General features: G+C 71.3%; 22 protein-coding genes. 6 read left to right on the forward strand and 16 right to left on the reverse strand.

What is annotated here, in order from left to right; genetic code table 11:
- Window position 1 precedes the first annotated feature (1 nt).
- Both BFN33_RS09165 and BFN33_RS09170 read right to left on the reverse strand, forming a co-directional pair.
- Window positions 2-1,237, reverse strand: a complete 1,236-nt coding sequence (locus BFN33_RS09165; protein WP_069759398.1) for an acyltransferase — start codon at window positions 1,235-1,237, stop codon at window positions 2-4.
- 387 nt (window positions 1,238-1,624) lie between these two features.
- A complete protein-coding gene (locus BFN33_RS09170; protein WP_037706913.1) occupies window positions 1,625-1,846 on the reverse strand; it encodes a hypothetical protein in 222 nt (73 codons plus the stop codon).
- Between the two features lie 230 nt (window positions 1,847-2,076).
- On the opposite strand from BFN33_RS09170, the gene BFN33_RS09175 reads away from it, so the two are divergent.
- On the forward strand, window positions 2,077-3,393 hold the full coding sequence (locus BFN33_RS09175; RefSeq protein ID WP_069759399.1) for a hypothetical protein: 1,317 nt from the start codon (window positions 2,077-2,079) through the stop codon (window positions 3,391-3,393).
- 36 nt (window positions 3,394-3,429) lie between these two features.
- Here BFN33_RS09175 and BFN33_RS09180 read toward each other — a convergent pair whose 3' ends face one another.
- The 4 genes from BFN33_RS09180 to BFN33_RS09195 all read right to left on the reverse strand — a co-directional run bounded on the left by BFN33_RS09180 (window position 3,430) and on the right by BFN33_RS09195 (window position 8,705).
- The gene (locus BFN33_RS09180; RefSeq protein WP_069759400.1) at window positions 3,430-3,960 is read right to left on the reverse strand and encodes a TerD family protein; all 531 of its coding nucleotides are present in this window, start codon (window positions 3,958-3,960) and stop codon (window positions 3,430-3,432) included.
- Between the two features lie 119 nt (window positions 3,961-4,079).
- Complete coding sequence (locus BFN33_RS09185) at window positions 4,080-4,874, reverse strand: inositol monophosphatase family protein (RefSeq protein WP_069759401.1); 795 nt, start codon at window positions 4,872-4,874, stop codon at window positions 4,080-4,082.
- A 140-nt stretch (window positions 4,875-5,014) separates the two neighbouring features.
- Window positions 5,015-6,247, reverse strand: a complete 1,233-nt coding sequence (locus BFN33_RS09190; RefSeq protein ID WP_069759402.1) for a sensor histidine kinase — start codon at window positions 6,245-6,247, stop codon at window positions 5,015-5,017.
- Between the two features lie 253 nt (window positions 6,248-6,500).
- A complete protein-coding gene (locus BFN33_RS09195) occupies window positions 6,501-8,705 on the reverse strand; it encodes an MMPL family transporter (RefSeq protein WP_069759668.1) in 2,205 nt (734 codons plus the stop codon).
- Window positions 8,706-8,961: 256 nt separating this feature from the next.
- Here BFN33_RS09195 and BFN33_RS09200 point away from each other — a divergent pair, with 256 nt between their 5' ends.
- Complete coding sequence (locus tag BFN33_RS09200; RefSeq protein WP_069759403.1) at window positions 8,962-10,563, forward strand: alpha/beta hydrolase; 1,602 nt, start codon at window positions 8,962-8,964, stop codon at window positions 10,561-10,563.
- Window positions 10,564-10,622: 59 nt separating this feature from the next.
- On the opposite strand, the gene BFN33_RS09205 is transcribed toward BFN33_RS09200, so the two are convergent.
- Window positions 10,623-11,126: a hypothetical protein gene (locus BFN33_RS09205; RefSeq protein WP_069759669.1), complete on the reverse strand. Its 504-nt coding sequence runs from the start codon at window positions 11,124-11,126 to the stop codon at window positions 10,623-10,625.
- Window positions 11,127-11,436: 310 nt separating this feature from the next.
- Between BFN33_RS09205 and BFN33_RS09210 the strand changes: the two genes are divergently transcribed.
- Entirely contained in the window at window positions 11,437-14,295 is a 2,859-nt protein-coding gene (locus BFN33_RS09210) for a hypothetical protein (RefSeq protein ID WP_069759404.1), read from the forward strand.
- Between the two features lie 424 nt (window positions 14,296-14,719).
- Here the strand turns inward: BFN33_RS09210 and BFN33_RS09215 are convergent, their stop codons facing one another.
- Window positions 14,720-15,337, reverse strand: a complete 618-nt coding sequence (locus tag BFN33_RS09215; RefSeq protein ID WP_069759405.1) for a phosphoribosylanthranilate isomerase — start codon at window positions 15,335-15,337, stop codon at window positions 14,720-14,722.
- A 126-nt stretch (window positions 15,338-15,463) separates the two neighbouring features.
- Here BFN33_RS09215 and BFN33_RS09220 point away from each other — a divergent pair, with 126 nt between their 5' ends.
- Window positions 15,464-17,035, forward strand: a complete 1,572-nt coding sequence (locus BFN33_RS09220) for a carbohydrate-binding protein (RefSeq protein WP_088245289.1) — start codon at window positions 15,464-15,466, stop codon at window positions 17,033-17,035.
- 52 nt (window positions 17,036-17,087) lie between these two features.
- Here BFN33_RS09220 and BFN33_RS09225 read toward each other — a convergent pair whose 3' ends face one another.
- The 3 genes from BFN33_RS09225 to BFN33_RS09235 are packed head-to-tail and all read right to left on the reverse strand — an operon-like array spanning window position 17,088 to window position 19,081.
- Window positions 17,088-17,408, reverse strand: coding sequence for an antibiotic biosynthesis monooxygenase (locus tag BFN33_RS09225; RefSeq protein WP_069759671.1), 321 nt, complete (start codon window positions 17,406-17,408; stop codon window positions 17,088-17,090).
- Window positions 17,409-17,444: 36 nt separating this feature from the next.
- Window positions 17,445-18,437 (reverse strand): CU044_5270 family protein, encoded by a 993-nt coding sequence (locus BFN33_RS09230; RefSeq protein ID WP_069759406.1) that lies wholly within the window; start codon window positions 18,435-18,437, stop codon window positions 17,445-17,447.
- Window positions 18,434-19,081, reverse strand: coding sequence for an RNA polymerase sigma factor (locus BFN33_RS09235; RefSeq protein ID WP_079140731.1), 648 nt, complete (start codon window positions 19,079-19,081; stop codon window positions 18,434-18,436). The genes BFN33_RS09230 and BFN33_RS09235 overlap by 4 nt, the downstream gene beginning before the upstream one ends.
- Window positions 19,082-19,187: 106 nt before the next feature.
- On the opposite strand from BFN33_RS09235, the gene BFN33_RS09240 reads away from it, so the two are divergent.
- Window positions 19,188-19,535 carry a hypothetical protein gene (locus BFN33_RS09240; RefSeq protein ID WP_069759408.1) on the forward strand — a complete coding sequence of 116 codons (348 nt, stop codon included), beginning with the start codon at window positions 19,188-19,190 and terminating at the stop codon, window positions 19,533-19,535.
- A gap of 140 nt (window positions 19,536-19,675) precedes the next feature.
- Here the strand turns inward: BFN33_RS09240 and BFN33_RS09245 are convergent, their stop codons facing one another.
- From BFN33_RS09245 to BFN33_RS09265, 5 genes are all read right to left on the reverse strand, one after another.
- Entirely contained in the window at window positions 19,676-20,572 is an 897-nt protein-coding gene (locus BFN33_RS09245) for a CPBP family intramembrane glutamic endopeptidase (protein WP_305144222.1), read from the reverse strand.
- Between the two features lie 124 nt (window positions 20,573-20,696).
- Window positions 20,697-21,356, reverse strand: a complete 660-nt coding sequence (locus tag BFN33_RS09250) for a response regulator transcription factor (RefSeq protein ID WP_069759410.1) — start codon at window positions 21,354-21,356, stop codon at window positions 20,697-20,699.
- 334 nt (window positions 21,357-21,690) lie between these two features.
- Window positions 21,691-22,896, reverse strand: coding sequence for a sensor histidine kinase (locus BFN33_RS09255; RefSeq protein ID WP_069759411.1), 1,206 nt, complete (start codon window positions 22,894-22,896; stop codon window positions 21,691-21,693).
- Window positions 22,897-22,990: 94 nt separating this feature from the next.
- The gene (locus BFN33_RS09260; RefSeq protein WP_069759412.1) at window positions 22,991-24,085 is read right to left on the reverse strand and encodes a sugar ABC transporter substrate-binding protein; all 1,095 of its coding nucleotides are present in this window, start codon (window positions 24,083-24,085) and stop codon (window positions 22,991-22,993) included.
- A 50-nt stretch (window positions 24,086-24,135) separates the two neighbouring features.
- Window positions 24,136-24,846: a DUF4328 domain-containing protein gene (locus tag BFN33_RS09265; protein ID WP_069759413.1), complete on the reverse strand. Its 711-nt coding sequence runs from the start codon at window positions 24,844-24,846 to the stop codon at window positions 24,136-24,138.
- 411 nt (window positions 24,847-25,257) lie between these two features.
- On the opposite strand from BFN33_RS09265, the gene BFN33_RS09270 reads away from it, so the two are divergent.
- On the forward strand, window positions 25,258-26,037 hold the full coding sequence (locus BFN33_RS09270; protein ID WP_069759414.1) for a class I SAM-dependent methyltransferase: 780 nt from the start codon (window positions 25,258-25,260) through the stop codon (window positions 26,035-26,037).
- The last annotated feature ends 40 nt before the right edge of the window (window positions 26,038-26,077 follow it).

The raw sequence follows: 26,077 nt of genomic DNA on the forward strand, positions 1-26,077 counted from the left end.
CCTACGTCACCGCCAGCGCAGGCGCAGGCGTCGGCGCCCTCCCCACCCGCGCCCTCCGCAGGAACGGCTTCTCGACGGCGTAGTACGACAGCAGCGCCATCAGCAGCGTCAGCACCACCGTCGCCGCGAGCCGTCCCTCCTGCACGCCGAGGGAGGCCAGGAGCCGTACGACCGGGTAGTGCCAGAGATAGATGCCGTAGCTCAGGTTGCGGCCCACCCAGGCCAGCGGGGTCAGGGCCAGCAGCCGGGACATGCGGGCCTCGGGGCGTAGTTCGAGCGCCGTGACCAGGGTCGCGGACAGGGCCGCCACCGCGAGGAAGCCGACCGTGTACCACGCGGCCGTCCAGGCGCCGAGGTCCTCCGTCACCGGGACCTGCCAGGCGACCAGTCCCAGCAGGGCGAGTGCCGGCCACGCGAGGCGGCCGGACCAGGTGCGCAGGAGGGCCAGGCGAGGGTCGTCGGACCGCAGTCGGGCCAGGGCCACGGCGACCAGGGCGCCGGCCAGCAGCTGGTCGGCGCGGGTGTCGGTGCCGTTGTAGATGCGGTGGGCCGCTTCCGGGTTCCACAGGACGCAGCGCCACAGCAGGGGCAGCACGCACAGGGCCGCCGTGCACAGGAGGACCGTACGGGCCCGGAACCGCCGTAGGGCGAAGAGCAGAACGAGCGGCCACAGCAGGTAGAACTGTTCCTCCACGCCCAGCGACCAGGTGTGCGCGAGCGGGCTGGTGAGGTCGGAGTAGGGCCCGGACTCCATGGCCCGTACGACATTGGTGAGGAAGACGGCCGACAGGCCCGCGGCCTGGATCGAGCCGTCGAAGCCCCACAGGGACGTCGTCGACGCCAGCAGTACGCAGACCGCGCACAGGGCCAGCAGCGCGGGGACCAGCCGCAGCCAGCGGCGCCGGTAGAAGGACATCAGGGAGATGCCGCCGCGGCGGACGTACTCGGCGAGCAGGAGGCGGGTGATGACGAAGCCGCTGATGGTGAAGAAGACGTCCACGGCGACCGCGCCGCCCGGCAGCACGTCGGGCTCCACGTGGTGGACGATGACCAGCGCGACCGCGAGGGTGCGCAGTCCGTCCAGTCCGCTCACCCGGCCGGTGCGGGAGACCGCGGACGGAAAACCCCGGCTCGCACGGGGTGCGACCGGGGCTGGGGGTCTGCGGACGCCGACCGCCGTGTCCGCTCCTTCCTGCTCCTGTTCCGCCTCGGCCGTCGAGTCCGGTGCCTTCGCCATGAAAGAGATCTCTTCTCACCTGCCCGCTGAATCGAGTAATCCCGGTGCGCCTAACCGGAAATCACGCTCGCATGCCTCTCTGGGCGTGGGCTGTGAGAACGGATTGGATGACGTGTTCATGACAAGTAAGCGCCCATAGCTATAAAAGAGCCCGGGCCCCTGGCCGGCGCGTACGGCGCGGGCCAGGGTGACGGCCCCGACCCGGAAGCGCGTCCGAACGAGCTAGGCCGCCTCGGGTCGCGGGAAGTCCTCGTCCTCGTCCTCCCCGAAGTCCGGGGCCTGGAACGGGTTCGTGGTGGGAGGCGGCAGAGCCACGGGGGTGCGCTGGGGCTGTCCTTCCGGAGCGGAGAACAGCGAGGTCAGATCGATGAGAGGGGGTCCTTTCTCCTACAGCTTGGTCATCTTGGAGTACGGACTCAGGATCCGCATCTGCGACGAGCCGAAATCCACGAGCACGGCGATTCCGTCCTCGACGCCGATAACCCGGCCGAGACCGTACATGTCGTGGGTGACCTGGTCGCCGACGGCGAAGTGCTTGGGCGCGGGGGCGACCGGGGCCTTGAAGGGACTGGTGGGCAAATGACGCTTCGGTGCAGCAGGCTTTGTCATCCTCCTCAGTATGCGCCTACGGGGGCCCCGCCCGCTCCGTCTGTCCAGGTCCCGATTCGAACACGGACGGGCTACGGACCGTGGAGCGCGTCACAACCTCCGCTCCAGCCGATCAAGAAGTCGGTAAGAACCCCTCCCCACCTACAACTTTCGCTCCAGCCGTGTCGTCCAACTCGCGCCCGGTGCCGGATCACCGCGCCGGGATCCTTTTGTCCCATGTGGGGTATGTCATGATTTTTGTCCGTGCCGGGGTCGTGGGGGCGCTGGTCGTCGCCGGGCTCGGGAGTGGGGTCGCGTTCGCCGATGACGCGGCGCAGAGCGACGGGCTGGAGATCCAGGCGCCGTACGAGCAGGCGGTCGTCGTCGCGCCCGGTGACGGCGGTGCGGCGCAGTACCGGTCGCTGGCGCTCGGCCTGCAGCACTACAACAGCGACTTCACCGTGACCGACGGGCGGCTGACCGTCGACGCCTCCGGGCTCGCCGGGGTCGCCGAGATCGCCTGGCCCGGCAACTGCGCGCCGGACGACGCCGGCACCGTCGCCGTGTGTGACACCGGTGACGTGCCGGTCCGCTACAGCCCGCAGCTGCAGCTGAAGGTGCGGGCCGCGGCGGGCGCCGCCGTGGGCGCGCAGGGCGCGATCGAGTACTCCGCCACGGCCACCGGCGGCCCCGACGGCACACTGACCGCCCCCGAGTACTCCGCTGAGACCTTCGTCACTGTCGGCTCCGGCCCCGATCTCGGCGTCAGCGCCCCGCAGGACGTCACCGGTGTCGCGCCCGGCACCGGCCTCACCGTGCCGTTCTCCGTCACCAACACCGGCGACGAGACCGCCCACGGCTTCAGTGTGAAGCTGTGGGCGACGTACGGCCTCGGCGTCACCACCCGCTTCCCGCAGTGCACCTACACCGGCCCGGACGACACCGACGCCCAGTACCCGGCCATGACGTACGTGACCTGCTCCTTCGACACCGAGGTCGCGCCCGGCGCCACCGTGGAACTGCCCGAGCCGCTGCGGCTCGCCGTCACCGGCCACGCGCTGTACGAGCGGTTCGACTACGAGGTCGAGCCCGGCGGTGACGTCCCCGACCTCGACACCTCGGACAACGGCCGCGCCTGGCACATCGACGCCGACAACACCGCCGACTTCGCCGTGCACGGCACGGAGGTGAGCGGCGCGCAGGGCGACACCGTCGCCGCCGGTTTCCGCTTCGTCAACCGCGGCCCCGCCTGGGTCGCTGACGTCGCCTCGGGAGACCCGGTCCCCGCGATCGACTACTACCTCCCGCCGGGCACCACCGCCACATCCGTGCCCGGCACCTGCCGGACCGGCCCGGCCTCCGACGTCCCCCATTACGTGTGCACCCTGCCGACCTGGACCAGGCCCGACCTGAAGGTCGACTTCCCGTTCCGGCTGCGCGTCGACCAGGTCGTCCCCGACGCCAGGGGCCGGGTCGTCGTCCGTCCCTACGACGGCAGCGCGTCCTTCGCCTTCGACCCGAGGACCAGGAACAACTCGGCGAAGGTGGTCGTCAACCCGTCCGCCTGACGGCGGCGAGGGGGGCGGGCCCGCGGCCGGTCCCCCTCATCCCCGTACGTTCCCCATCTCCGCCATGAATCCCGTCGGGTTGCTGTCGAACCCCCGGATCAGCTCCTTGGCGTGCCACGCCCCGGACGCGTCCCTGGTGAACTCCGCGATGGTCGCGGCGGTGGCGTCCGCGACGCCCGCGAAGTCGTCGGCCAGCAGCCTGCGGTAGCCCTCGACGACGAGCACCCCGGCGTGGGAGAGGTCGCCGAAGGTGCGGGGCCCGCCGGTCTGGTGGATGGCGACGCCGACCACCACCCGCCCGTAGGCGGACGACAGGCGCTCGAACTCCAGCTCCATCACCTCGACGACCCCGAGGCCGAGGCCGGTCTCGCTGTGCCGGATCATGGTGATGGTGCCGTCCGGCGAGCGGCTCTCGGTGTGCACGACGTACTCCGGCCGCCCGTACGGGTCGTCCACCGCGTAGGTCGCGGCGACGATGTCGAGGTGCCGGGCCGGCTCCCCGTAGGGGCTCGGGTCCCACTTGAGCCGCACCTGGACCTTGCCAAGTCCCACACCGTCGGCACGCATCAGACCGCTCCCCGTCAGAGTTCCCCCGGGACCCTCCCGCTTGCTGAAGTATGTGCTCCGATCAGCCTCTTGACGCCTCACTGACGGTTATCTCCTGGTCAGATCTCGACCAGGAGCCGTCAGCCGGCCGCCGCCCCCGACCTGTGCCAGAGATCGGTCATCTCCTCGGCGGCGCCCGGCGCCACGAGCAGCAACGGCTGATTGTGGGAAGGCAGTTCGGGCAGCGCCACCGCTCCCGCCTCCTGGGCGATCAGCAGCGCAGGGAGTCCGTCGACCGCGTGGAAGGAGCCGATCGCGGCCGCGGTCGCCCGGCCCGCCGCGACCTGCGCGAGGGACAGGGCCGTGGAGCCCATCACCCGAACCGTGCAGTGCCGGTCGGCGAGTTCGGCGAGCAGGGCGTCCATGCCGGGCCAGTGGGCGTGCGCCGCCCACTCGGTGAGGAAGACATGGCCGGTGAGGGTGGTGTGGGCGGCCGCGTGGACCCGGGTGCCGTTCAGATACGCCCCCCTGCCGCGGACCGCGGTGAACGTCTCACCGCGCCACGGGTCCGCCACCACACCGAGCAGCGGGGTGCCGTCGGCTGCGGCCAGGCCCAGCGAGAAGGAGCACCAGCCCAGTCCGTGGGCGTAGTTGGTGGTGCCGTCGACCGGGTCGATCACCCAGTGCGGGGCACCGGCGGAGCCCTCCGTCGTGCCGTACTCCTCGCCGACGATCCCGTGGTCCGGGAAGGCCCGCCCGAGCACCTCGCGGGTGTGCGTCTCCACCGCCTCGTCGGTGGCGGTCACGATGTCCGCGGGGCCGTCCTTCTCCCGCACCTCGGCCCCCGGGTCACGTGGGCGCCGGATCGCCTCCGACGCCCGGGCCGCGAGTTCTGTCGCGACCTCCAGCGCCCGGTCGAGATCCACGTCAGCCACAGCTCGTCACCCGTCCCTCCACGTACTTGCCGATGATCGCGTGCAGCAGGAAATCCACTGCCCAGGAAAGCAGCACAACGGGCACGGGGCCCCGCGGGCGGCAACCTCCCGGTGAACCCGGAGTGACACCTGTCCGCCGCTCATCCCGCACTCTCCTGCCCGCTCGCCGTCGGCTGCAACGGCAACGCGGTGCTCACCTCGAAGCCACCCTCGGGCCGCGGCCCGACCCGGAGTTCACCACCGATGGAGTGGGCGCGTTCGCGCATGCCCATGACGCCGAAGCCCTTCACGGGCTCGTGGGCGGCCGCGGCGGGCGGCCCCTCGTCGGTGACCGTGATGATCAGACGGGTGCCGGAGTAGACGAAGCGGACGTGCGCGGTCTGGGTGGCCGCGTGCTTGGTGACGTTGGTGAGCGCCTCCTGCACGATCCGGAAGGCCGTCAGGTCCACGCCCGGCGACAGGTCCTGCGGCTCCCCCTCCGTGGCGACGGTGACGGTGATGCCCGCGGAGGCGCACGAGGAGACCAGTTCGGGCAGCCGGGCGAGGCCGGGGGCCGGTTCCGGCGGTGCGGAGCCCTCGTCGCCGGTCTGCCGCAGCAGGCCCAGCGTGGCCTTCAGCTCACGCAGCGCGGACGAGGTCGTGCCGGTGAGGTCGTGCAGGATCTGCTTGGTCTGCGGCGGGTTGACCAGCGCGAGGTGCTCGGCGGTACCGGCCTGGGCGTTGGCGAGGGCCAGGTGGTGGGCGACGACGTCGTGCAACTCCCGGGCGATCCGCATGCGTTCCTCGGTGACCCGGAGTCGCGCCTCCTCCTCCCGGGTGCGTTCGGCGTGTTCGGCGCGGGCCTGGGTGGCCTCGAGATAGGCCCGCCGCAGCCGGGTCATGGTGCCGGCCGCCAGCGGCAGCAGCAGCCAGAAGAACGGGCCGATCGTGCGGAGCAGCAGCGACAGGTGGTCCATGGAGTCGGACACGGCCGCCGCGATCGTCAGCGCCGCCATCGTGGCGATGCCGTAGCGGCGGATCGTCTCCCGTTCGGTGCGGGTGGCCAGCCAGTACAGGGACGACATGACCGGGGCGAGGAGGAGGGGGGTGAGCAGATAGCCCTGGGCGATCACGACGGTGGCGCAGAGGGCGTTCACCACGACGGTGACGCGCGGGTGGGTGCGGTGCAGGAACAGGGCGAGGCAGGAGATCCCCAGGAGCAGGACGGCGGTCCTGTCGTCGCCCGGCGTCTCCGCGTTGGGCAGGGTGAGCGAGGCTCCGAGGGTCGCGGAACCCATCAGTACCGCGATCAGCGCCAGGTCGACGAGGAACGGATGGCGGTCCGCGAACTCCTCCAGGCGGTCCGTGTAGCGCCGCTCCGGGCTGGTGGTCATCGGGTTCTCCGGTGGGTGGACTCAGGGACCCATGGTGAGGGAACGGGGCCGCCCGTGCCGTACGACACGGGCGGCCCCTGGTGGGGGGTGGGGGTCGGCGGAGCTCTGGGACGACCGGGTCAACGTGATCGTGCGATCCGGGACGCCGGGTACGGCGTCGGCTTGCAGGGCCTGCGTCAGGCAGTGGGGGAGTGCCCAAGACCGTTCGGGTGTGCGGCTGATCAGGCTCACCCTGCTCGGTCTTCAGGAACGGTCAGACGGGTGCGGCCTCCCGGTCGGCGGGGGCGGGCTCGGGGTCGGCGGTGCCCCTGGTGAGCGCCTCGCCCTCCACGTCCACCCGGGGCAGGATCCGGTCCAGCCACTTCGGCAGCCACCAGGCCTTGTCGCCGAGCAGGGCGAGCACGGCCGGCACGATGGCCATCCGGACCACGAAGGCGTCGAGCAGGACGGCGGACGCGAGGCCGAAGCCGATCATCTTGATCATGGAGTCGCTCTCGCCGATGAACCCGGCGAAGACCGCGATCATGATCAGCGCGGCGGCCACGACCACCCGGGCGCTGTGCCGGAATCCGGAGGTGACGGCCTGGTGGGCCGTCTCTCCGTGGACGTAGGCCTCACGCATCCGCGAGAGGAGGAACACCTCGTAGTCCATGGCGAGGCCGAAGACGATGCCGACCAGGAAGATCGGCATGAGGCTCATGATCGGGCCGGTGGTCTCCACGCCCAGCAGTCCGGCGCCGTGCCCCTCCTGGAAGACCACGACGACCGCGCCGAGGGAGGCCAGGACCGAGAGCAGGAAGCCGAGAGCCGCCTTGAGCGGGACGAGCAGGGACCGGAAGACAACCAGCAGCAGCACGATCGCGAGGCCCACCACGACGATCAGATAGGGCACCAGCGCGGACTGCACCTTCTCCGAGATGTCGATGTTCAGCGCGGTGGTGCCGGTGACCTCGTAGGTCGCCCCGGTCTCGGACTCGATGCCGGGGCGCTCGCCGCGGATGGCCGTGACGAGGTCCTTGGTCTTCTCGTCGGTCGGCGCGGTGGACGGCACGACCGAGAAGACGGCGGTGTCGCCGGCCTCGTTGAAGCGGGCCGGGGAGACGGACACGATCCCCTTCGTCGCACCGATGTCCTTCGAGATCGCCGCCGCGGCCGCCTGCGCGTCGTCGTCGCCCTTCGCGTCCACCACGACGGTCAGCGGACCGTTGAAGCCCGGCCCGAAGCCCTCGGCGAGCGCGTCGTAGGCCCGGCGCTCGGTGGTGGAGGTCGGCTTGGCCTCGTCGCCGGGCATGCCCAGCTGGAGGGAGGTCATCGGCAGGGCGAGGGCGCCGAGGCCGACCACGCCGAGGATCAGTACGGGCAGCGGGCGGCGCAGGACGAACCGGGCCCAGCGGGTGCCGCCGTTGTCCCTGGCCTCTTCTCGGATATGGCGCGGCCCGCGGTCCTTGCGGCGCAGCACCGCGTTCGGCCAGAAGCCGAGGAACGCCGGAACCAGGGTCAGCGCAATCAGTACGGCGACGACGACCGCGCCCGCCGCGGCCAGGCCCATCTTGGTGAGCATCGGGATGCCGACCACCGCGAGCCCGGCCAGGGCGATGACGACGGTGAGACCCGCGAAGACGACCGCGGAACCGGCCGTACCGACCGCGAGGGCCGTCGCCTCCTGGGGCGCCCTGCCCCTGGCGCGTTCCTCCCGGTACCGGGAGACGACGAACAGGGCGTAGTCGATGCCGACGGCGAGCCCCAGCATCATCGCGAGGGTGCCGGTGGTGGTGGACAGGCCGAGGGCGTCGGAGAGGGCGAGGATCGTGGCCATGCTGACGCCGACGCCGATGAGCGCGGTCAGCAGAGGCAGTCCGGCCGCGGCCAGTGAGCCGAAGGTGACGAGGAGGACGACCGCGGCGATCGCGACACCGATCAGCTCGGCCGCACCGCCCGCGCCACCGCCGTCGGCCATGGCGGAGCCGCCCGCGTCGACGGTCAGCCCGGTGTCCCGGGCCTCCTCGATGGCGTGCTCCAGCTGCTCCTTGCTCGCGTCGGTGAGGTCGTTCGCGGCGACCTTGTAGGTGACGGTCGCGTACGCGGTCGTACCGTCCTTGCTCACGGCCTTCGCCTGGAACGGGTTCACGGCGCTCGCCACCTGCGAGCCGTCGGCCAGGTCGGCGACGGTGTCCTCGACGGCCTTGCGGTGGTCGGCGGCGGTGACCTTCTGCCCCTTCGGCGCGACGAAGACGACCCGCGCGGTGGCGCCGTCGGCCGTGGCCCCCGGGAAGCGCTGTTCCATCAGGTCGAACGCCTTCTGGGACTCGATGCCCGGCATCGAGAACCCCTCGTCGGCGGCGCCGGGCGCCTTCAGCGCTCCCAGCCCGACGGCGGCCAGGACGGCCGCCCAGACCAGGGCGACGTACCAGCGTCGCCGGAAGGCCAGGCGGCCCACGCGGTAAAGGAAAGTAGCCACGGCGGGGGTCTCCACATCTGGTGCCGGACGGTCCACCAAGACTGTCCGGACGAGACCCGCCAAGTCGTCGTGCGCCTGCCGACAATCCCCGCTACTGAGAACGCAGTACACGGCCGCCCCCGGGTCCACCTCCGGGACTACGGCCTTTTCCGTTCCCTCACGGCCCGGCGGGAACCGGAACGCGTGTTCCCCTGTGTGTTCTGTGTGAGACCACCAGTTCTTTGAGGCTCGACCAGCCCAAGGGGGAACAAACACAGTGAAGTTCAGACGACTCAGACTCGCCGGAGCCACGGCGAGCGCGCTCGCCGTGGCCTGCACCGGTCCGCAGGTGTGGGCCTCCGAGCAGCACGAGACCGCCCCGGTACCGACCCTGACCTGGTCGGACTGCCAGGGCGGTTTCGAGTGCGCCGACGCACAGGTGCCCCTGGACTACCGGGAACCGCAGGGCAGGACCATCACCCTGGCCGTCATACGCAAGAAGGCCGCCGACCCCTCGAAGCGCAAGGGCACGCTGTTCCTGCAGCCCGGCGGCCCCGGAAACTCCGGCGTGGACTTCGTGCGCGGCAACTACGACGACCTGCCGGCCGCGCTGCGCGACGATTTCGACGTCTTCGGGTACGACGTGCGCGGGGTGGGCCGCAGCTCCCAGGTGGTGTGCTGGGACGACGCGACGTACACGAACGCCGTCACCGCCGCCAAGGGCGTCCCGGGCCCCGGCGCCTACAAGCCCGCCGTCCAGCAGGCCGCCGACTTCGACCAGGCCTGCCAGGACAACGCCGGCGACCTGCTGCCGTACGTCGGCACCCAGTACGTGGCACGGGACATCGACCTCCTGCGGCAGGCGCTCGGTGAGGACCAACTCACCTACTACGGCCGCTCGTTCGGGTCCTACATCGGTACGGTCTACGCCGCGATGTTCCCGGACCGGGTCCGCGCGCTGGCGCTCGACGGGGCGTACGACCCGGAGCACTACACCAGCCGGCCCTACGCCTACGACCGGCCGCAGTACCTCGCCCTGGACGGCGCGATGGGCCGCTTCTTGGACTGGTGCAAGGCCGACCAGGCGACCTGCGGTTTCGGCGACGGCGATCCGCGGGCCGCGTTCCAGAAGCTCAAGGCGGACCTGGACGCCAACCCGGTGCCCACCGCCAACGGGGGCCAGGCCAACGGCTACACCCTCGTCTACCGGCTGATGTTCAACATCAACGAGGGCAAGGTCATCTGGCCCTCCTTCGGCGAGGCCCTGCGCAAGGCGCAGCAGCGCGACAACACGTCGTTCCTGCTGCGGCCGCCGTCCCCGGCCAGCTACGACTTCCTCAATCCGAACGTCGTCGTCGAGTGCGTCGACAAGAAGTACCCGACCGACCGGGCCCTGCTGAGGAGCCAGGTCACCACCAACGCCAAGCTGGCCCCGCTGCTGGGCCCCGCCATGGCCTACGGCCCGCCCACCTACGACCACCAGCACGCCACCGCGTGCGTGCAGTGGAAGGGCGAGCACGTCAGCCGCTACAGCGGCTCCTTCCGGGCCAAGGGCTCCGCACCGATCCTCGTCATCGGCAACACCGGTGACCCGGACACCCCGTACCAGGACGCGGTGGCCCTCTCCCGTGAGCTCGACAACGGCCGCCTGCTCACCTTCAGGGCCGAGGGGCACACCGCCTTCGGCCGCAGCGCCTGCGCGTCGGACGCGATCACCGGCTACCTGGTGGACCTCAAGGTCCCGGCCCGTGGCGCGAGTTGCGCGGACGAGACCCAACCGCCGTCGGCCACACCGACGGTGGCACCGCCCGGTACGACGCTCACGGAACTCCGCAACGGCGTGAGCGACCGGATCGACCGGATCGGCTCGCTGCGATAGCGGCGTGAGGGCCCGGGTCCCGGAAGGAGGCCCGGGCCCTCTCGCGTCACAACAAGCGGTCAGTAAAGCGCGATCCTCGGCTGCACGGTGCCCTGGGCGTCGGGGTCGACGACCGTGATCCGGTAGACCTGGGTGAGGGTCTCACCGGCGTGGAGCGTGCGCTGAGCGGTCGTCAGGTCGGTGAAGAGCGTGCCGGTCTGGCTCGCGGTCTGCACCGGTCGCCAGCAGCCGTGCGCGGTGCGCTGCTCGACCACGACGTCCGACGGGGTAAGGAACGGACCGGCGTCCGGCGACTCCACGAGGAGCTGCGGGGCGACCGTCCGGTCCGCCGAGGAGTCGTTGCGGTAGGTGACGGTGACCTCGTGCCGCTCGCCGTCGGCGACGAGGGCCGTGGTGGGCAGGTCCACGAAGTCGACGGGTACGGCGGTCTGCTGGGCCTGCGCGGTGGCCGGGGCAGACCTGGCCGGGGCGGCCGCGGCGGCGGGACCGGCGGCTGCCAGACCCGCGAGGGCCACGGCGACGGAAACGAATGCGATCTTGAGACGTCTGCTGCTCTTCGACACGTTCACTGTTCCTCGTAATGCGTGGGGGGTTTCAGGGGTTACCTGTAGATGAGACCTCAACGAGGAGTAATACGTTGCCGGGATCTCGTGGACATTCCGTGGATACCGCCCGGTAGCCCACCTCGAACGCCCGTTGCCTTCATGGCGGACTGATAACTTCCGCGTCACCGGCCTGGGGGAACGTTGCCGGTACCCGACCTTCACAAATGAATCCAGGCGGAATTCCTTGCGCACCACTCGTGAATATCCAGGAGGAAGGCACCGCTGGGTGCCGAAAAGCCGGCGCGGGAGAATACTCGCGGCCTCGGGCATGTCCGTACTGGCATTGGCCCTCGTCGCCCCTCTCGCGTCCGCGGCCCTGACCAGCCCCTCCGACCCGCCCACTCCGACACCGGGCGACCGTGTCACCGACACCTCCCAACTCCCCTCCGGCTGGCAGAAGTCCGGCGACCGGATCGTCACCTACGACGGTGACGGCACCGGACTGCACGTCCTGGTCGCCGACGCGGCCGACGCCTACACGTGGCACACCGCGGCCACCCTTTCCGAGCCGGGCGTCGACACCGACCAGTGGATCGGCCAGACCTGTGTGACCGGGTCCGGCGACCGTGCCGTCGTGGTGTACGCGCCCCGGCAGGCCGTCAACGACCAACAGGGCTTTCAGCAGGGCGCGTTCGCGGCCGTGGTCGACCTGGCCGACGGCACCGTGACCAAGCTGCCCGAGCTGGTCTCCCTCGCCTACTTCAACCCCGGCTGCGGCGACGGCGAACAGGCCGTCCTGACCCGCTCCGAGGGCGAGGGCACGCAACTGCTCACCGTCGACGCCCAAAAGGGAGAGCTGGTCCGGCAGCAGACCGTCGCCGGTCAGCTCACCTCCGCCGTGCCCCTCGGGAACAAGATCGCGGCCGCTCGGGGCGACTCCGTGGTCTCGGTGGACGCAAAGGGCGCGACCAGCACCCTGGCCAGGACCGACGGCACACCGTTCCGGCTGGTGCCTGACGCGCACAGCGGGCTCGCCTACCAGGTCCCGGCCGGAAAGAAGGTGCAGGTCCGACGGGTCACCTCGGCGGGCTCCGACAAGCTCCTCGGCTCCGGCGCGCTCGGCGCCCTCGCGGTGCACGGCAACGGCGGCCGGGTCTTCGTGACCGGCAAGGACGCCGAGGACGCCGTGCCGGCCCTGCCGAAGAGCTGGCGGACGCTGGACGTGCCGGCCTGGGCCGAGGTCTCCACCACCGGCGACCTCGCGCTGACCTCCGTCGGCAACGGCACCGAGGCGGCCGGCGGCAGGAAGGCCGCCGCGGACATCGCCCAGTCGGTCGGCATCGACGCGGTGGTGCCCGGCTCCGACACCGCCTTCGGCTTCCGGGTGAAGCCCAGGGCGCCGAAGGGGAATCAGGGCGAGGAGCAGTCCCCGGCCCTGACGGACGGGATCCACACCAACAGCGTCACCCCCGGCGACGACGACCCGTCGACCTCCACCACCGACCCCGACCGCGCCTGCGCCGTCACCCGCAACGACCCGAAGCTCCAGTCGCTCCAGCCCTCGACCGCGCAGGCCGAGTGGGCGACGGACCTCGCCGTGCAGGGCAAGCTCGACGTGCGGCGCCGCAGCGGCTGGAACGGCAGCGACCTCCCGTCGTACACCCCGCAGGGCCTGTTCCCGTCCACCCAGCTCAAGGGCGGCGGCCGGGTGCCCGCGCAGATCATGCTGGGAGTGCTCTCCCAGGAGTCCAACCTGCTCCAGGCAAGCTCCCGGGCGGCCGCGGGCGAGAGCAGCAACTTCATCCAGGGCGGCTACTACGGCAACGCCGGCAGCGTGCACACCGTCAACTGGGCGGCCGCCGACTGCGGTTACGGCATCTCCCAGGTGACCAGCGGCATGGCCGCGGCGGACACCACCTACACCGCCGAGCAGCAGCAGGCGATCACCGTGGACTACGCGGCCAACATCGCCGCGGGGCTCCAGATCCTCCAGGACAAGTGGAACCAGCTGTACGACAAGGGTCTGCTCGTCAACGGCGGCGACCCGCAGTACCTGGAGAACTGGTGGCTCGCGCTGTGGGCCTACAACAGCGGCTTCAACCTGCCCAGTTCGACGGACGCGAGCGCCCCCTGGGGCCTCGGCTGGTTCAACAACCCGGCCAACGGCCTCTACCCGGCCGACCGGAAGATGTTCCTCTCCTCCGGCTACGACGACGCCCGCAACCCCAACCTGTGGTCGTACCCGGAACGGGTGCTCGGCTGGGCGGCCTACTCCCAACAGAAGACCGACCCGACGACCGGAGCGACCGTGCGGGCGTTCACCGTCGGCGACTGGCCCACCGGCAACGCGCCCGACGCCCAGCCGCCGCACGACACGTTCTGCAAGCCCACGCTCAACGACTGCGACATCACCAAGCCGCGCAAGGTCGAGGGGTCGACCCAGCCCGAGGGGCCCTGCCAGCGGGACGACTTCAAGTGCTGGTGGCACCAGCCGGTGAGCTGGACGGACTGCACGACCACCTGTGGCACAGAGGTGCTGAAGTACCAGGCGACCGACCCCGAGCCGGCGGTCGCGGCTCCGCACCCGGCGGCCTGCGCGTCCACCCTCCCGGCGAACGCGCTGATCGTGGACGACGTGCCGAACACGGTGAAGTTCCGGGTCGGTGGCGCCAACCCCTGTGCGGGCGAGAAGAACTGGACCAGCCGGGGGACGTTGACGTTCACCTTCGGCTCGGCGCAGCAGAACGGCGCGACCGTCTATCCCTCGAAGATCGACTTCCATCAGCTGGGCGCGGGCTTCGGCGGGCACTTCTGGCTCACCCACACCCGGGTGCCGAGCTACACCGACTCGGTCGTCACCGGCACCTGGACGCCGGACCGGAAGCTCGGCGGCCGGGCGGAGGTCATGGTGCACCTGCCCGACCACGAGGCCAACACCCCGTCGGCGACGTACCGCATCGACGTCGGTGACGGCACGGTCGTGGAGAAGACGATCTCCCAGGACACCGGCGGCAGGAACACCTGGGTCTCCCTGGGCTCCTACGAGTTCAAGGGCACCCCGAGCGTCTCACTGAGCTCGGCCACGGCGGACGGCACCGGCGACGCCTCGATCGCCTGGGACGCCCTGGCGTTCGTCCCCCAGAAGGGGGAACCGGCGGACGCGGTGACGCCGTCGGCGTCGAAGTAACCCAAGTAGCCGCGTCCGCCGACCGGTTCGGCGGACGCGGCACACTCCCAGGGGCGCGGGCAACGGCAGCCCCGAACGGAAAGCCGACGAACACGGCACGTCCCCAGGGGCGCGGGGAACTGCGCGACAAGCCACGACCAACCCGCACTCGACAACGGGCCGCACCGACTTTCGGAGCCCCCAACGGGAAGCCGACGAACACGGCACACCCCCAGGGGCGCGGGGAACTGCGCGACAAGCCACGACCAACCCGCACTCGACAACGGGCCGCACCGACTTTCGGAGCCCCCAACGGGAAGCCGACGAACACGGCACACCCCCAGGGGCGCGGGGAACTGCGCAACAAGCCACGACCAACCCTCACCCGGCAACGACGACCGTCCCCCCACGGCGCTGCCCCTGCCGAGCACCGACGCCCCGAGACTCACCCCGAGGTGGCGGCCCCCGCCCGTGCCGCCTCGACGAACGCGGTGATCAGGGTCGGGTCCTTGACGCCCCGGCTTGCCTCCACGCCGCTGGAGACGTCGACGCCCCAGGGGCGGGTGACGTCGACGGCCTCCCGGACGTTCTCCGGCGTGAGGCCCCCGGCCAGGAGCCACTTCTCCCCGGCCCCGGCCACCTGTTTGCGGGACCAGTCCCAGGCGATGCCGGACCCCGGCACCGGGGCGTCGAGGAGCAGCATGTCCTCGCCCAGTTCGCCGCAGCGCGGCACGGAGTCGCCGAAGGCGGCCGCGCGGATCAGGGTCCAGCCGCCGGACGCGAGTTCGGCGTAGTAGTCGCGGTCCTCGGGGCCGTGCAGCTGGACGGCCCCGATGCCCGACTCCGCGGCCACGGAGCGTACGTACTCCAGGGGTTCGCGGCGGAACACACCCACCGTCACGACGCTCTCGGGCACCCTGGCGGCCAGCCGCGCCGCCGTCGCGGGGTCGATGCGGCGCGGGCTGTCGGAGAAGACGAACCCGATGGCGTCGGCGCCGGCCTCGACGGCCGTGTCGACGTCCTGCTCGGTCCTCAGGCCGCAGATCTTCACGAAGAGCGTCATGCCGCCACCGTATCCAATTCACGCCCATGAACAACGATCACATACATAACCGTTGACGCGGCCATGGCAAGCGCTTACCTTCCCAACGATACGTGCCCCCGTCGCCGCACACCATGGAGACGAACGATGCACCTGAGACCAGTCATCACATCCGTCGGCCTCATCGCCGGCACGCTCGTCGCACTGTCCGGCACCACAGCGCAGGCCGCCACCACCCGCTACGAGGCCGAGTCCGCGCCCGCCACCTGCACCGGAGCCGTCGAGACCGAGTACGCCGGCTACTCCGGCAGCGGCTTCTGCAACGGCACCAACGCCACCGGCGCCTACGCCCAGTTCACCGTGTCCGCACCCGCATCGGGCACGGCGACCCTGAGCGTCCGCTTCGCCAACGGCACCACCACCGCCCGCCCCGCGGACATCATCGTGAACGGCACGACGGTCTCCTCGGCGTCCTTCGAGTCCACCGGCGCCTGGACCGGCTGGACCACCAAGACCCTCACCGTCCCGGTGAACTCCGGCAGCAACACGATCCGGCTCAACCCCACCACCGCGAACGGCCTGCCCAACGTCGACTACCTGGACGCCGAGACGTCCGGCACGACGACCCCGCCGCCGTCGAGCAGCGCCCTGTACGTGTCACCGAGCGGCACCGACGGCGCGGCCGGCACGGTGACCGCCCCGACCACCCTCACCTCGGCGATCAGCCGTATCTCGGCCGGCGGCACGATCTACATGCGCGGTGGGACGTACGCCTACTCCTCGACGGTGACCATCCCGGCCGGCAGCAACGGCACCTCGTCCGCACGCACCACGCTCTCCGCCTACCCGGGCGAGACACCGGTGCTCAACTTCTCGGCACAGAGCGAGAGTTCCACCAACCGGGGAATCCAGCTCAACGCCAACTACTGGAAGATCTACGGCCTCGTCGTCGAACGCGCCGGGGACAACGGCATCTACGTGGGCGGCAGCAACAACGTCGTCGAGCGCACGGTGACCCGCTTCAACCGTGACACCGGCCTCCAGCTGGGCCGGATCGCCTCCTCCACCCCGGCGAGCCAGTGGCCGGCCAACAACCTGATCCTGAGCGCCGAATCCCACGACAACGCCGACTCCGACGGCGAGGACGCCGACGGCTTCGCCGCGAAGCTCACCACCGGCACCGGGAACGTGTTCCGGTACACCGTCTCGCACAACAACATCGACGACGGCTGGGACCTCTACACCAAGACCGACACCGGCGCGATCGGCCCGGTGACCATCGAGTACTCGCTGTCCTACGGCAACGGCACGCTCACCGACGGCTCCCAGGCCGGCAACGGCGACCGCAACGGCTTCAAGCTCGGCGGCGACGACATCGCGGTCAACCACGTGGTGCGGCACAGCGTCGCCTACGGCAACGGCCACCACGGGTTCACCTACAACAGCAACCCCGGCTCGATGACCATCACGAGCAACGTCTCCATCGCCAACACCGAGCGCAACTTCAACTTCGAGACCGGCACCTCGGTCTTCCGCAGCAACACCTCGTGCAACAGCGGAGGCAACGACCGGTACGCCGGTGACGCCGACAGCTCCAACCAGTTCTGGTCCGGCACCAACGGCTCCCGCTGTTCCACCTACGCGGGCGCCCTGGGCTGGTCCTACGCCTCCGACGGCAGCCTGGTCGTGACCTTCGGCGGCAAGCCGGTCACGCTGTAGTACACCGCGGGGACCCCGGGCCGCGTGATCCGTACCCGGGGTCCCCTCGTCTTCACTGCTTGGGCGCGGCCTGCTGGACGACCTCGAAGGTCCACAGCGTCGAGCCGGAGGCGGCGGGCCTGGGACGGCCCTGCTCGCCGCCGCCCCCGTGCGAGGCCTGCGACATCCCGGACATCCACTTCTGGAAGTCCTCCTCGCCACGCCAGCGCGTGTAGACGAGGTAGGTGTCGGTGCCCTCGACGGGGCGCAGCAGCTCGAACCACTCGAATCCGTCCGAGTTCTCGACGGTCCCCGCGCGAGAGGCGAACCGCTTCTCCAGCGTCTCGCGCTGCTCCTCGGGGACCGTGAGGACGTTGATCTTGACGATGCTCATGACGGCCATTGTGCGCCACCGGGCATCAGAGGGACGTCAGCGTGCCGCGGCCCGGGCGGGCACCTCGCCCTTCCCACCGACGACGGCGGTCTTCATCACGGCGGTGGTGCCGAACAGGGTCTCGGTCGTGATGCCCCGGTCCGGGTCGGTGACGTAGAAGCGGGAGCCGAGCAGGGCGAGGGTCTCCTTGTCGAAGATCCACTCGTCGCGGGTGGCGAAGCCGGTGTCGTCGAGGGTGATGGCGATCCCGTGCCGGCCGGCCGCGTCGACGGCGTCGGGGATCTCCCGCACACCTGGCAGCTTCGCGGCCGCCTTGTAGAAGGCGGCGGCGTTCGCGGGCGGCATGATCGTGCCGCCGATCAGATCGCCGATCAGGGAGAAGACCGCCTGGTCCCGCGATTCGCCCTCGACCGGCCTGGCCTCCTTGCGGAGCCTGGCGAGCAGGGCGTCGGGGTCGGTGGGCAGCGAGGCCAGCCACCGGTAGGTGGGGTGGTCGACGCCCGCCGGACGGGGATCGGGGGACTCGATGGGGAGCATCTGGTCCGGCATGATCGCGTCCTTGCCGCTGGCCTTGATCCACCCGGTGACCCGGAGCGGGCCGGGGTCCTGGGAGGTCCAGCGCTCCTCGGTGTGCAGGGCGCCGAGCCGCACGGGGCCACTGAAGTCGCCCTTGTTCTCGCGCTCCAGCGTCCTGACGTACACGAACTGGTCGTCCCGCACCCGGACCGTGTCGCTGGCCATGGCGGCCGTGGCGATCCGGTTGAGGGTGACGGAGGCGCCGGCCGTGGTCACCGACGGGGCGGACCCGGTCGCCGGGCCGCGGCCGTCCACGGAGAGGGTCACGAGCAGGGCGCCGGCCAGGGCCGCGGAGGCCAGCGGAACCAGTACGGCGGGCCGCAGGAACCGGCTCCGCCGAGGCGTGACCGCTGTGTCGTGATCGATCTGCTGCATCAGTACGTCCTTGAAGTGACGGTGGCACTCCGGCGGGAGGTCCCACTCCGCCGACAACAGTTCCTCGGCCTCGCTCATCGGGTCTCCTCCCGCAGGAACAGGGCCGCGAGCGCGGCCTCACTCTCCATCTCTCCGTGGGCCCGGGGTGGTTCCGTCCTGGTTCGCCCCTGTTCCTCCGCGCTCAGTCGCGCGAGCCGGGCCCGGGCGCGGGACAGCCGGGAGCGCACCGTGCCGACCGGGACGCCGAGCGCTTCTGCGGCCTGCCGGTAGTCGAGCCCGGCGGACACGCACAGCGCGAGCACCTCACGGTCCTGCCGTCCGATCCGGCCCAGCGCCCGGTGTACGACGGCCAGTCGGCGGGCGTCGTCGATCCTGCCCGCGGTCTCCTCGGCGAAGTCCTCGACCGGGCGCGGCTCGGGGCTGCGGGCCAGGAAGGCGAGCCTGCGCCGCAGACCCCGGTTGGCGTTGTACGCCTTGTGCGTGGCGATGCCGAGCAGCCAGGGCTTGAGCGAGCCGCCCTCCGCCTCCACCGTCTGTCTCGTCCGCCAGGCGGCGAGGAAGGTCTCGGACATCGCCTCCTCGGCCTCCGCCCAGTTCCCGGTCAGCCGCAGGGCATGGTTGTAGACCGCCCGCGCGTACCGGTCGTACAGCTCCCCGAACGCCGCCCGGTCACCGGCCCGGATCCGTGCCCGGTCCGGTTCCGCCACTTCTGTTTCCCTCACACCCGTAACGCTCCGCACCTCGACCCGCAGTTCCTGTGCTCTGCGCCACACACCCCGCCGACATCGCCCCGCACAAGCCTGCCCGCGCAGCGCTTACGCTGCGTCCATGGAGCAGCGAGAGGTCATGCAGAACGTCGTCGGCATCCTCACCGAGGCACTGGAGATGCGCCGGCAGGCCCGCGAACACCCCGACCGGCAGGCCGCGCTGACCGGGGCGATCTCCGCGCTTCTCGTGGAGACCCTCCCACGGATCCACCTGCCCGCGGACGCCAGTGGCCTCGCGGCGGCGGACGCCGTGGCCGAGGAGCTGGGGCCCGCCATCGCGAGCATCGCCAACTGTTTCGCGTTCGCCTTCGTACGGCTGGCCGAGGTCCACGACGAGGGCCGCACCGACACCTCCGCGGAGGTGCTGCGGCACATCTCCCTCCAGTTCGCGGGCGGCGCGCAGAACTAGCCGCGAGCCCGTCGACATTCCCGCGGCGAATCGACATCCGATCCGGCGCGAGCGACGAACAGCATCAGGGAAGCACCGGAACGGGCTCCCGGGGCGACGAGGGAGGCACCGGGCGCCCGTTCGTGTGCGGTGGGGCGGGGTCACCGTTCGGACAGGCCCAGCCGGCCCCGGGTCGCGGCCAGCAGGATCAGGGCCGCCGCCGTCGTGCTGAGGAGGAGGGCGTGGGCGAGGTCGCGGTCGGACAGCGAGGGGAACATGTCCGACCAGGCGATGGAGAAGAAGTTGTTGACGCCGGTGTGCAGCAGCATGACCAGCGGCATGCTCTCGCCGGACTTGTTGAACACCCAGGTCATCACGCAGCTGAACGTGATCGTCATCGCGATGAACTCCACCGGCACGGTCCACGCCACGTGCGGCCCGCCGCCCCACTCCGTGAGGAACAGCGGCAGGTGCCAGCAGCCCCACAGCGCGCCGACGAAGAGGGTCGCGTGCAGAGGGCCGTAGCGGCGCTGCATCCGCGGCATCGCGAACTCCCGCCAGCCGGGCTCCTCCGCGAGACCGGTGGTGATCATCTGGATGAGCAGTCCGGGAAGGAAGGCGGCGAGGACCGTCACGGGCGGCAGGGCGGGACCGCGGCCGGCCAGCGCGGCCGAGGCGAGGGTCAGCGTGGCCGGCACCGCGAGCAGGACGATCAGGTACCAGCGCCAGCTCACCTTGAACTTGGTCATCCTGGCCCGCCAGGTCCGCAGGCCCGCGCGTCCCTCCGTGATGCCGGTGACCAGCAGGGCCGAGGCGATCGGGCCGAGGTAGGCGCCGGGCAGGACGCCCGTGACCTGGGTGGTGCCGCCGGAGCCGGGGAAGGCGAAGTGCCAGACGCCGAGGCCGTTCTCGGAGAGGACGTACGGCGTCCAGGCGGCCCAGCTCAGTGCGAAGGCCAGTGTGAAGAACCAGGTCAGGGGGTTGCGGCGGATGCTGCCGCGCAGCCCGCCGTCCGCCTGCGGAGCGGGTCGGTTCTCGGTGCCGGTGTCGGTGCTCACGGGGACTTGGACGCTCACCGCGGATCCCTTCGGAGGGGGCTGATGTGATGGCTCCAGCACACCAGCGCGGCGCCCTGGGATCATTGCCGCGCACGCCCCGACTCCCGGTACAGCAGGCTGTACCTCAGCGGGCCCGGCGCGCGTCCTCCAGGTAGCGCAACACCGCCGCCACCCGCCGGTCCACCTGGTCCGTGGGCGCCAGGTCCAGCTTCGCGAAGATGCTCCGGATGTGCTTGTGCACGGCCCCGTCGGTCACGAACAGCTTCTCCGCGATGGCGCTGTTGCCCAACCCCTCGGCCATCAGGGCGAGTACGTCCTTCTCGCGCGGGCTGAGCCGCTCCAGTCGGGTGTCCTCACGGGACCGCGTGAACAACTGCGCGACGACCTCGGGGTCGATGGCGGTGCCGCCGGACGCCACCCGGCGCAGCGCGTCGAGGAACTCCTCGACCCGGCCGACCCGTTCCTTGAGCAGATAGCCCAGCCCGCCGACCCCGCCGGTCAGCAGCTCGGTCGCGAAGCTCTGCTCGACGTAGGCGGAGAGCACGAGGACGGCGAGCCCGGGCCTGCGCCGCCGGGCCTCGACGGCCGCGCGGATCCCCTCGTCGGTGTGCGTGGGCGGCATCCGTACGTCGAGGATGGCCACGTCGGGCTGGTGCGCGTCGATGGCGTCGAGCGCGCCCTCGGCGGTGCCGGCGGTGCCGACCACGTCCAGCCCCTCGGCACGCAACAGGAGGGCGAGCCCCTCCCGCAGCAGGGCGTCGTCCTCGGCGATCACGATCCGCATGGCAGGTCCATCTCCAGGTTCATCCGGCCGCCCGACGAACTCGCCGGACGAGCAACGTCCTCACACAGGGCCACGGCCCCACCCCGCACGACGAAGCGCCCAGTCACAGACAGCCGCTCGGCGCTCCTACCGGCAGATCCGCCACTGCCGCCAACGGACACGCCCGGCGGCCCCGCCGAACGAAGAACGCCCTCACACCCGGCCACGCCCCACCCCACACAGCCACTCACACACCGCACGGCAGGTCCGCCACCCCAGCCAACGGGCACGCCCGGCGGCCCCGCCGAACGAAGAACGCCCTCACACCCGGCCACGCCCCACCCCACACAGCCGCTCACACACCGCACGGCAGGTCCGCCTCCAGTACCGTCGGGCCGCCCGGTGGGCTCGTCAGGTGGAGGGTGCCGTCGTGGGCGGCGAGGCGGTGGCGGATGCCGGTGAGGCCGGAGCCGGCGTGCTCGTCGGCGCCGCCCCGGCCGTCGTCCGTGATCCGCAGCAGGAGCCGTGAGCCGGGGGCGCGGACCGTGATCGTGGCCCGGGACGCCCTGCTGTGCTTGGCGATGTTGGTCAGCGCCTCGGCCGCGACGAAGTACGCGGTCGCCTCGACGGAGGCCGCACATCGCCGCGGCATCTCGACGTCGACCGTGCACGGCACCGCGCTCTCCGCCGCGAGCCCGGTGAGCGCCCCGGCCAGCCCCCGGTCCGCGAGCACCGGCGGCAGGATGCTGCGGGAGACGGTCCGCAGCTCGGCCAGCGCCTGTTCGGCCGCGGACTGGGCCCGCTCCAGGAGTTCGTCGGCCCCGACCGGATCGCGGGCGACCATGCGGCGGGCGGCCCCGAGCAGCACGGTCACCGTGACGATCCGGTTCTGGGTGCCGTCGTGCAACGAGCGCTCGATGCGCCGCAGTTCGGTGGCGTGGGCGTCCAGCGCGGCGGCCCGGGTGGCGGTCAACTCGGCGACGCGCAGGGACAGATCCGCGTCGGGACCGGCCGACAGCAGCCGGCGCCCCGGGCTCGCCTGGAGCCGTGCCATGCCGGGCGTGAGCCCCAGCATGATGGCGATCCAGCCCACGCCGAGCAGGCACACGGCCAGGGCCTCCGGCCAGGAGTGCGCCACACCGACCCCGATGGACGTGGCGGTCGCGTCCTTCGGGGTGAGCCGCCAGTACAGCGGAAAGGCGATGTCCCGTACGGCGAGCACCGGCAGGACGAAGCCGAGCAGCCCCAGCGGCAGGCCCACGACGAGATGGCGGACCAGCCACAGCAGTTCACGCCGGGTCGTGGGGTCGGCGCGGGCGGCCCACAGCCGCGTCGGCGGGGGCGCGGGGGCGATGACCTCGGGGCCCCACCGCGCGAGCCGGACGCGTTCCATGCCGGCCAGGGCGTGCAGCACGCGCACCCCGCCGGGCGCCAGCACCAGCCACAACAGCACGAACGGCGCCAGGACGGCCGTACCGAGTCCGGAGACCAGCTGGCCGAGCGCGGCGGCCGCGGTCATGGCGGTCCCCAGGGCAAGGCTCCTGACGTCGGCGCCGGCCATCCGAACCCCCCCTCTGGCTGCAGGACAACGACCCTAGGCGGAAAAGGAGTTCGGAGTACGGCCGGAAGGCGGAAAGTACAGCCTGCTGTACCCGCTACTTGAGGCCGATCGCCGCACAGTCCGCCGCGTACTGGGCGGTGCAGATCTGCTTCACGGTGTACACGTCGTCCTTGATCACCGTCTGCCGGATGTTGTCCCTGGTCAGCGCGACCACCGGCACCAGCAGGGACGGGATGTCCTTCTGGGTGGGGCTGTCGACCTTGTCGCGGATGAGCGCGTCGAACTGGAGGTCGCGGCCCTGGATCTTGTACACCGCGATCTGCGCCGCGTTGGTCGCCTCCAGCAGGAAGGACTTGTACACGGTCATGTACTGCTCGCCCGACACGACCCGCTGCACCGCGGCGAGGCTCGCGTCCTGCCCGGTCACCGGCGGGATCTTCGTGGCCCCCGCCTCCTTGAGCTCGTCGATGACCGCGCCCGCCATGTCGTCGTTGGCCGAGTAGACGGCGGCGATGTTGTTCAGTCCGAACGAGGCGATCGCCGCCTTCATGTTGGCCTTGGCGACCGACGGCAGCCAGTCCTTGGTGTCGTACTGCTTGGCGATGACGACCTTGCCGTTGAGCTCGTCCAGCGCGCCCTTCTTGAAGAGGGCGGTGTTGGGATCGGCGAGGGAGCCGTTCATCATGACGATCTTGCTTTTCTCGGCCTTGTCGCCGAGCGCCTCGACGACGGCCCGGCCCTGCACCTCGCCGACGAGCTCGTTGTCGTGCGAGACGTAGGCGTCGATGGGGCCCTGGGCGAGCCGGTCGTAGGCGATGACGGGTATGCCCGCGTCCTTCGCCTTCTGGACTTCCGGCTCGATCGCCTTGGAGTCCACCGCGTCCACCAGGATCACGTCCACCTTGTCGGCGACCATCTGCTGGAACTGTTGGCTCTGCCGCTTCTCGCTCGCCCCGGCGTTGGCGTAACTGACCTTGCCCTTGCCGCGGGTGAGGGTCGCGACCTCCTTCTTGATGAGCGGGTAGTCGAACCGGTCGAAGCGGCTGGTGTCCCGGTCGGGGAGCAGCAGGCCCAGCGTGATGTCGTCGCCCTTCTTGGGGCTCACCGCGGTGTCGCTGCTGCCCACCGAGCAGGAGGTGAGCACAAGGGCCGAGACACAGACGGCCATGACGGAGGGGATGGGGCGCATGGCGATCCTGTGGGTGGGGGGCTGTCACGTAGGCGCAACAGTAAGTGCCCTCAATCCCGATCAAACGCCCTGACCGTTTCCTTCAAGGGATCACCACTTGGTGTACGCAACTGAGCACCGATGTCCACAAGTTGCGTTGCGGTCAGCGTGCGCACCATGAGGATCCCGGCGACGGCAGCGCCGACGACGGCGAGATCGGAGACCAGCAGCGTGGTCACGCCGTGGTAGGCGCGGGCGATGAGGTCGTCGGTGTCGCCGTCGTACATGAGGCCGAGCCCGGTGACCATGCCGACCAGCCACAGCGCCCACCACACGTTCACCACGACGGGCAGCTTCCGGTCCGGGGCGCTCTTGTGGTGGATGTCGGCGACGATGCCGCGCGGGATCCAGAGGTTGGCGATCGGCACGAGCCAGGCGGCGTAGACCCAGATGCCGGCGTAGCGCGGGCGCTCGCCGGACAGGGCCCGCGCGTTGTCCCGCATCCGCCACAGCCAGCCGATGAACAGGGCCGCGCACACCAGCGTGAGGATGCTTCCGGCCGAGCTGATCTGGTGGTACGAGTCCTCCAGGGCGTTCAGCGGCCGGTGCCGGCCCTCGCCCTGGTCCGGCGGCCCGGAGGCGGGCTCCCCCGCGACGGCGAGCCGGATGTCCCACACGGCCCGCAGCGCGTAGGCGGCACCCGCGAGCCCGAGGCCGGCGACGGCGAGGCGGGCGGAGCCACGCGCCGAGCGCACGGCGGGCCGGACGGTGTTCTCACTCACGGAGTCCCCCTTCGGAACGATCGGTTCACCCCCTCATCGTCGCGAACCCGGCGATCGGTTCACGCGGACGTTCTCCGGGGTCCGTTGGAGAAATGGGGTGCTTGGCGAGCCCGAGCGGGGAAACAGGGTGCCCCGGGCCCTGGCGGTGGAAGGACGCGTGGAACTCGGCGCACGGCGGGCAGGTGGAAAGGCGGGAAGCGGCTTCCCCGCGGAAGAGCGGGGAGCGGGCCCGGCAGGCCCCGCGACAGGGCAGAGAACAAGCCCGGCGGGCCCCGCAGGGGAGCAGGCCCGGCAGGCCTCGCAGAAGAGCGAGGACCAAGCCCGACGGCCCCCACGCAGAGACAGGATGTCCGGCGGGCCCGAAGACCAGAAGCCGAGAGGAAATCCCGCGGGGCGAGGATCGTGGGGGCCATGGACGGACAGCGATACGACGTGTGGGCGTCCGGCGCCGCCTACGACCGTTACATGGGCCGCTGGAGCCGGGCGGTCGCGCGCGAGTTCACGGCCTGGCTCGGCCGGCCGGGCGGACTGCGGTGGCTGGACGTGGGGTGCGGCACCGGGGTGCTGTCGGCGGTGGTCCGGGAACGCTGCCGGCCCGGCCTCGTCGTGGGCTGCGACCGCTCCGAGGGCTTCGTCCGCGCGGGCCGGGCCGGGGTCGTGGCGGACGCCATGGCGCTTCCCGTCCGGGACGGCGCCTTCGATGTGGCGGTCAGCGGTCTGACCCTGAACTTCCTGCCCGACCCCGCGGCGGCGGTCAGCGCGATGGCCCGCGCGGTCCGGCCGGGCGGCGCTCTGGTGGCCGGGTACGTGTGGGACTACGCCGACGGGATGCGCCTGTTGCGCCTCTTCTGGGACACCGCCGCCGAACTCGACCCGGCCGCGGCCGAGTTGGACGAGGGTCTGCGGTTCCCCGGCTGTCGTCCCCAGCCGCTGCACGACCTGTGGACGACCGCGGGGCTCACCGACGTGATCGTGCGCGCGATCGAAGTACCCACCGTCTTCGCCGACTTCGCCGACCTGTGGGGTCCCTTCCTGGCCGGCCAGGGCCCCGCGCCGGGCTATGTCACCGCCCTCCCCCCGGCCGCCCGGGACGACCTGCGTGAAGCCCTGCGCGTGGCCGCCCCCACCGCCCCCGACGGTTCGATCCCGCTCTCGGCACGCGCCTGGGCCGTACGCGGACGAACCACGTGAAACAGACCTCGAGCGAGGTCCCCGCGACACCTCACGCCCC

The organism is Streptomyces sp. LUP47B, assembly GCF_001746295.1.
In the GTDB taxonomy this organism is placed as follows: Bacteria; Actinomycetota; Actinomycetes; order Streptomycetales; family Streptomycetaceae; genus Streptomyces.

Excerpts from the sequence above, each read along its gene's own strand:
- BFN33_RS09165 (WP_069759398.1), bottom strand. The coding sequence starts at position 1,237 with ATGGCGAAGGCACCGGACTCGACGGCCGAGGCGGAACAGGAGCAGGAA.
- BFN33_RS09170 (WP_037706913.1), bottom strand. The coding sequence starts at position 1,846 with ATGACAAAGCCTGCTGCACCGAAGCGTCATTTGCCCACCAGTCCCTTC.
- BFN33_RS09175 (WP_069759399.1), top strand. The coding sequence starts at position 2,077 with ATGATTTTTGTCCGTGCCGGGGTCGTGGGGGCGCTGGTCGTCGCCGGG.
- BFN33_RS09180 (WP_069759400.1), bottom strand. The coding sequence starts at position 3,960 with ATGCGTGCCGACGGTGTGGGACTTGGCAAGGTCCAGGTGCGGCTCAAG.
- BFN33_RS09190 (WP_069759402.1), bottom strand. The coding sequence starts at position 6,247 with ATGACCACCAGCCCGGAGCGGCGCTACACGGACCGCCTGGAGGAGTTC.
- BFN33_RS09210 (WP_069759404.1), top strand. The coding sequence starts at position 11,437 with ATGTCCGTACTGGCATTGGCCCTCGTCGCCCCTCTCGCGTCCGCGGCC.
- BFN33_RS09215 (WP_069759405.1), bottom strand. The coding sequence starts at position 15,337 with ATGACGCTCTTCGTGAAGATCTGCGGCCTGAGGACCGAGCAGGACGTC.
- BFN33_RS09220 (WP_088245289.1), top strand. The coding sequence starts at position 15,464 with ATGCACCTGAGACCAGTCATCACATCCGTCGGCCTCATCGCCGGCACG.
- BFN33_RS09225 (WP_069759671.1), bottom strand. The coding sequence starts at position 17,408 with ATGAGCATCGTCAAGATCAACGTCCTCACGGTCCCCGAGGAGCAGCGC.
- BFN33_RS09230 (WP_069759406.1), bottom strand. The coding sequence starts at position 18,437 with ATGAGCGAGGCCGAGGAACTGTTGTCGGCGGAGTGGGACCTCCCGCCG.
- BFN33_RS09240 (WP_069759408.1), top strand. The coding sequence starts at position 19,188 with ATGGAGCAGCGAGAGGTCATGCAGAACGTCGTCGGCATCCTCACCGAG.
- BFN33_RS09250 (WP_069759410.1), bottom strand. The coding sequence starts at position 21,356 with ATGCGGATCGTGATCGCCGAGGACGACGCCCTGCTGCGGGAGGGGCTC.
- BFN33_RS09255 (WP_069759411.1), bottom strand. The coding sequence starts at position 22,896 with ATGGCCGGCGCCGACGTCAGGAGCCTTGCCCTGGGGACCGCCATGACC.
- BFN33_RS09260 (WP_069759412.1), bottom strand. The coding sequence starts at position 24,085 with ATGCGCCCCATCCCCTCCGTCATGGCCGTCTGTGTCTCGGCCCTTGTG.
- BFN33_RS09270 (WP_069759414.1), top strand. The coding sequence starts at position 25,258 with ATGGACGGACAGCGATACGACGTGTGGGCGTCCGGCGCCGCCTACGAC.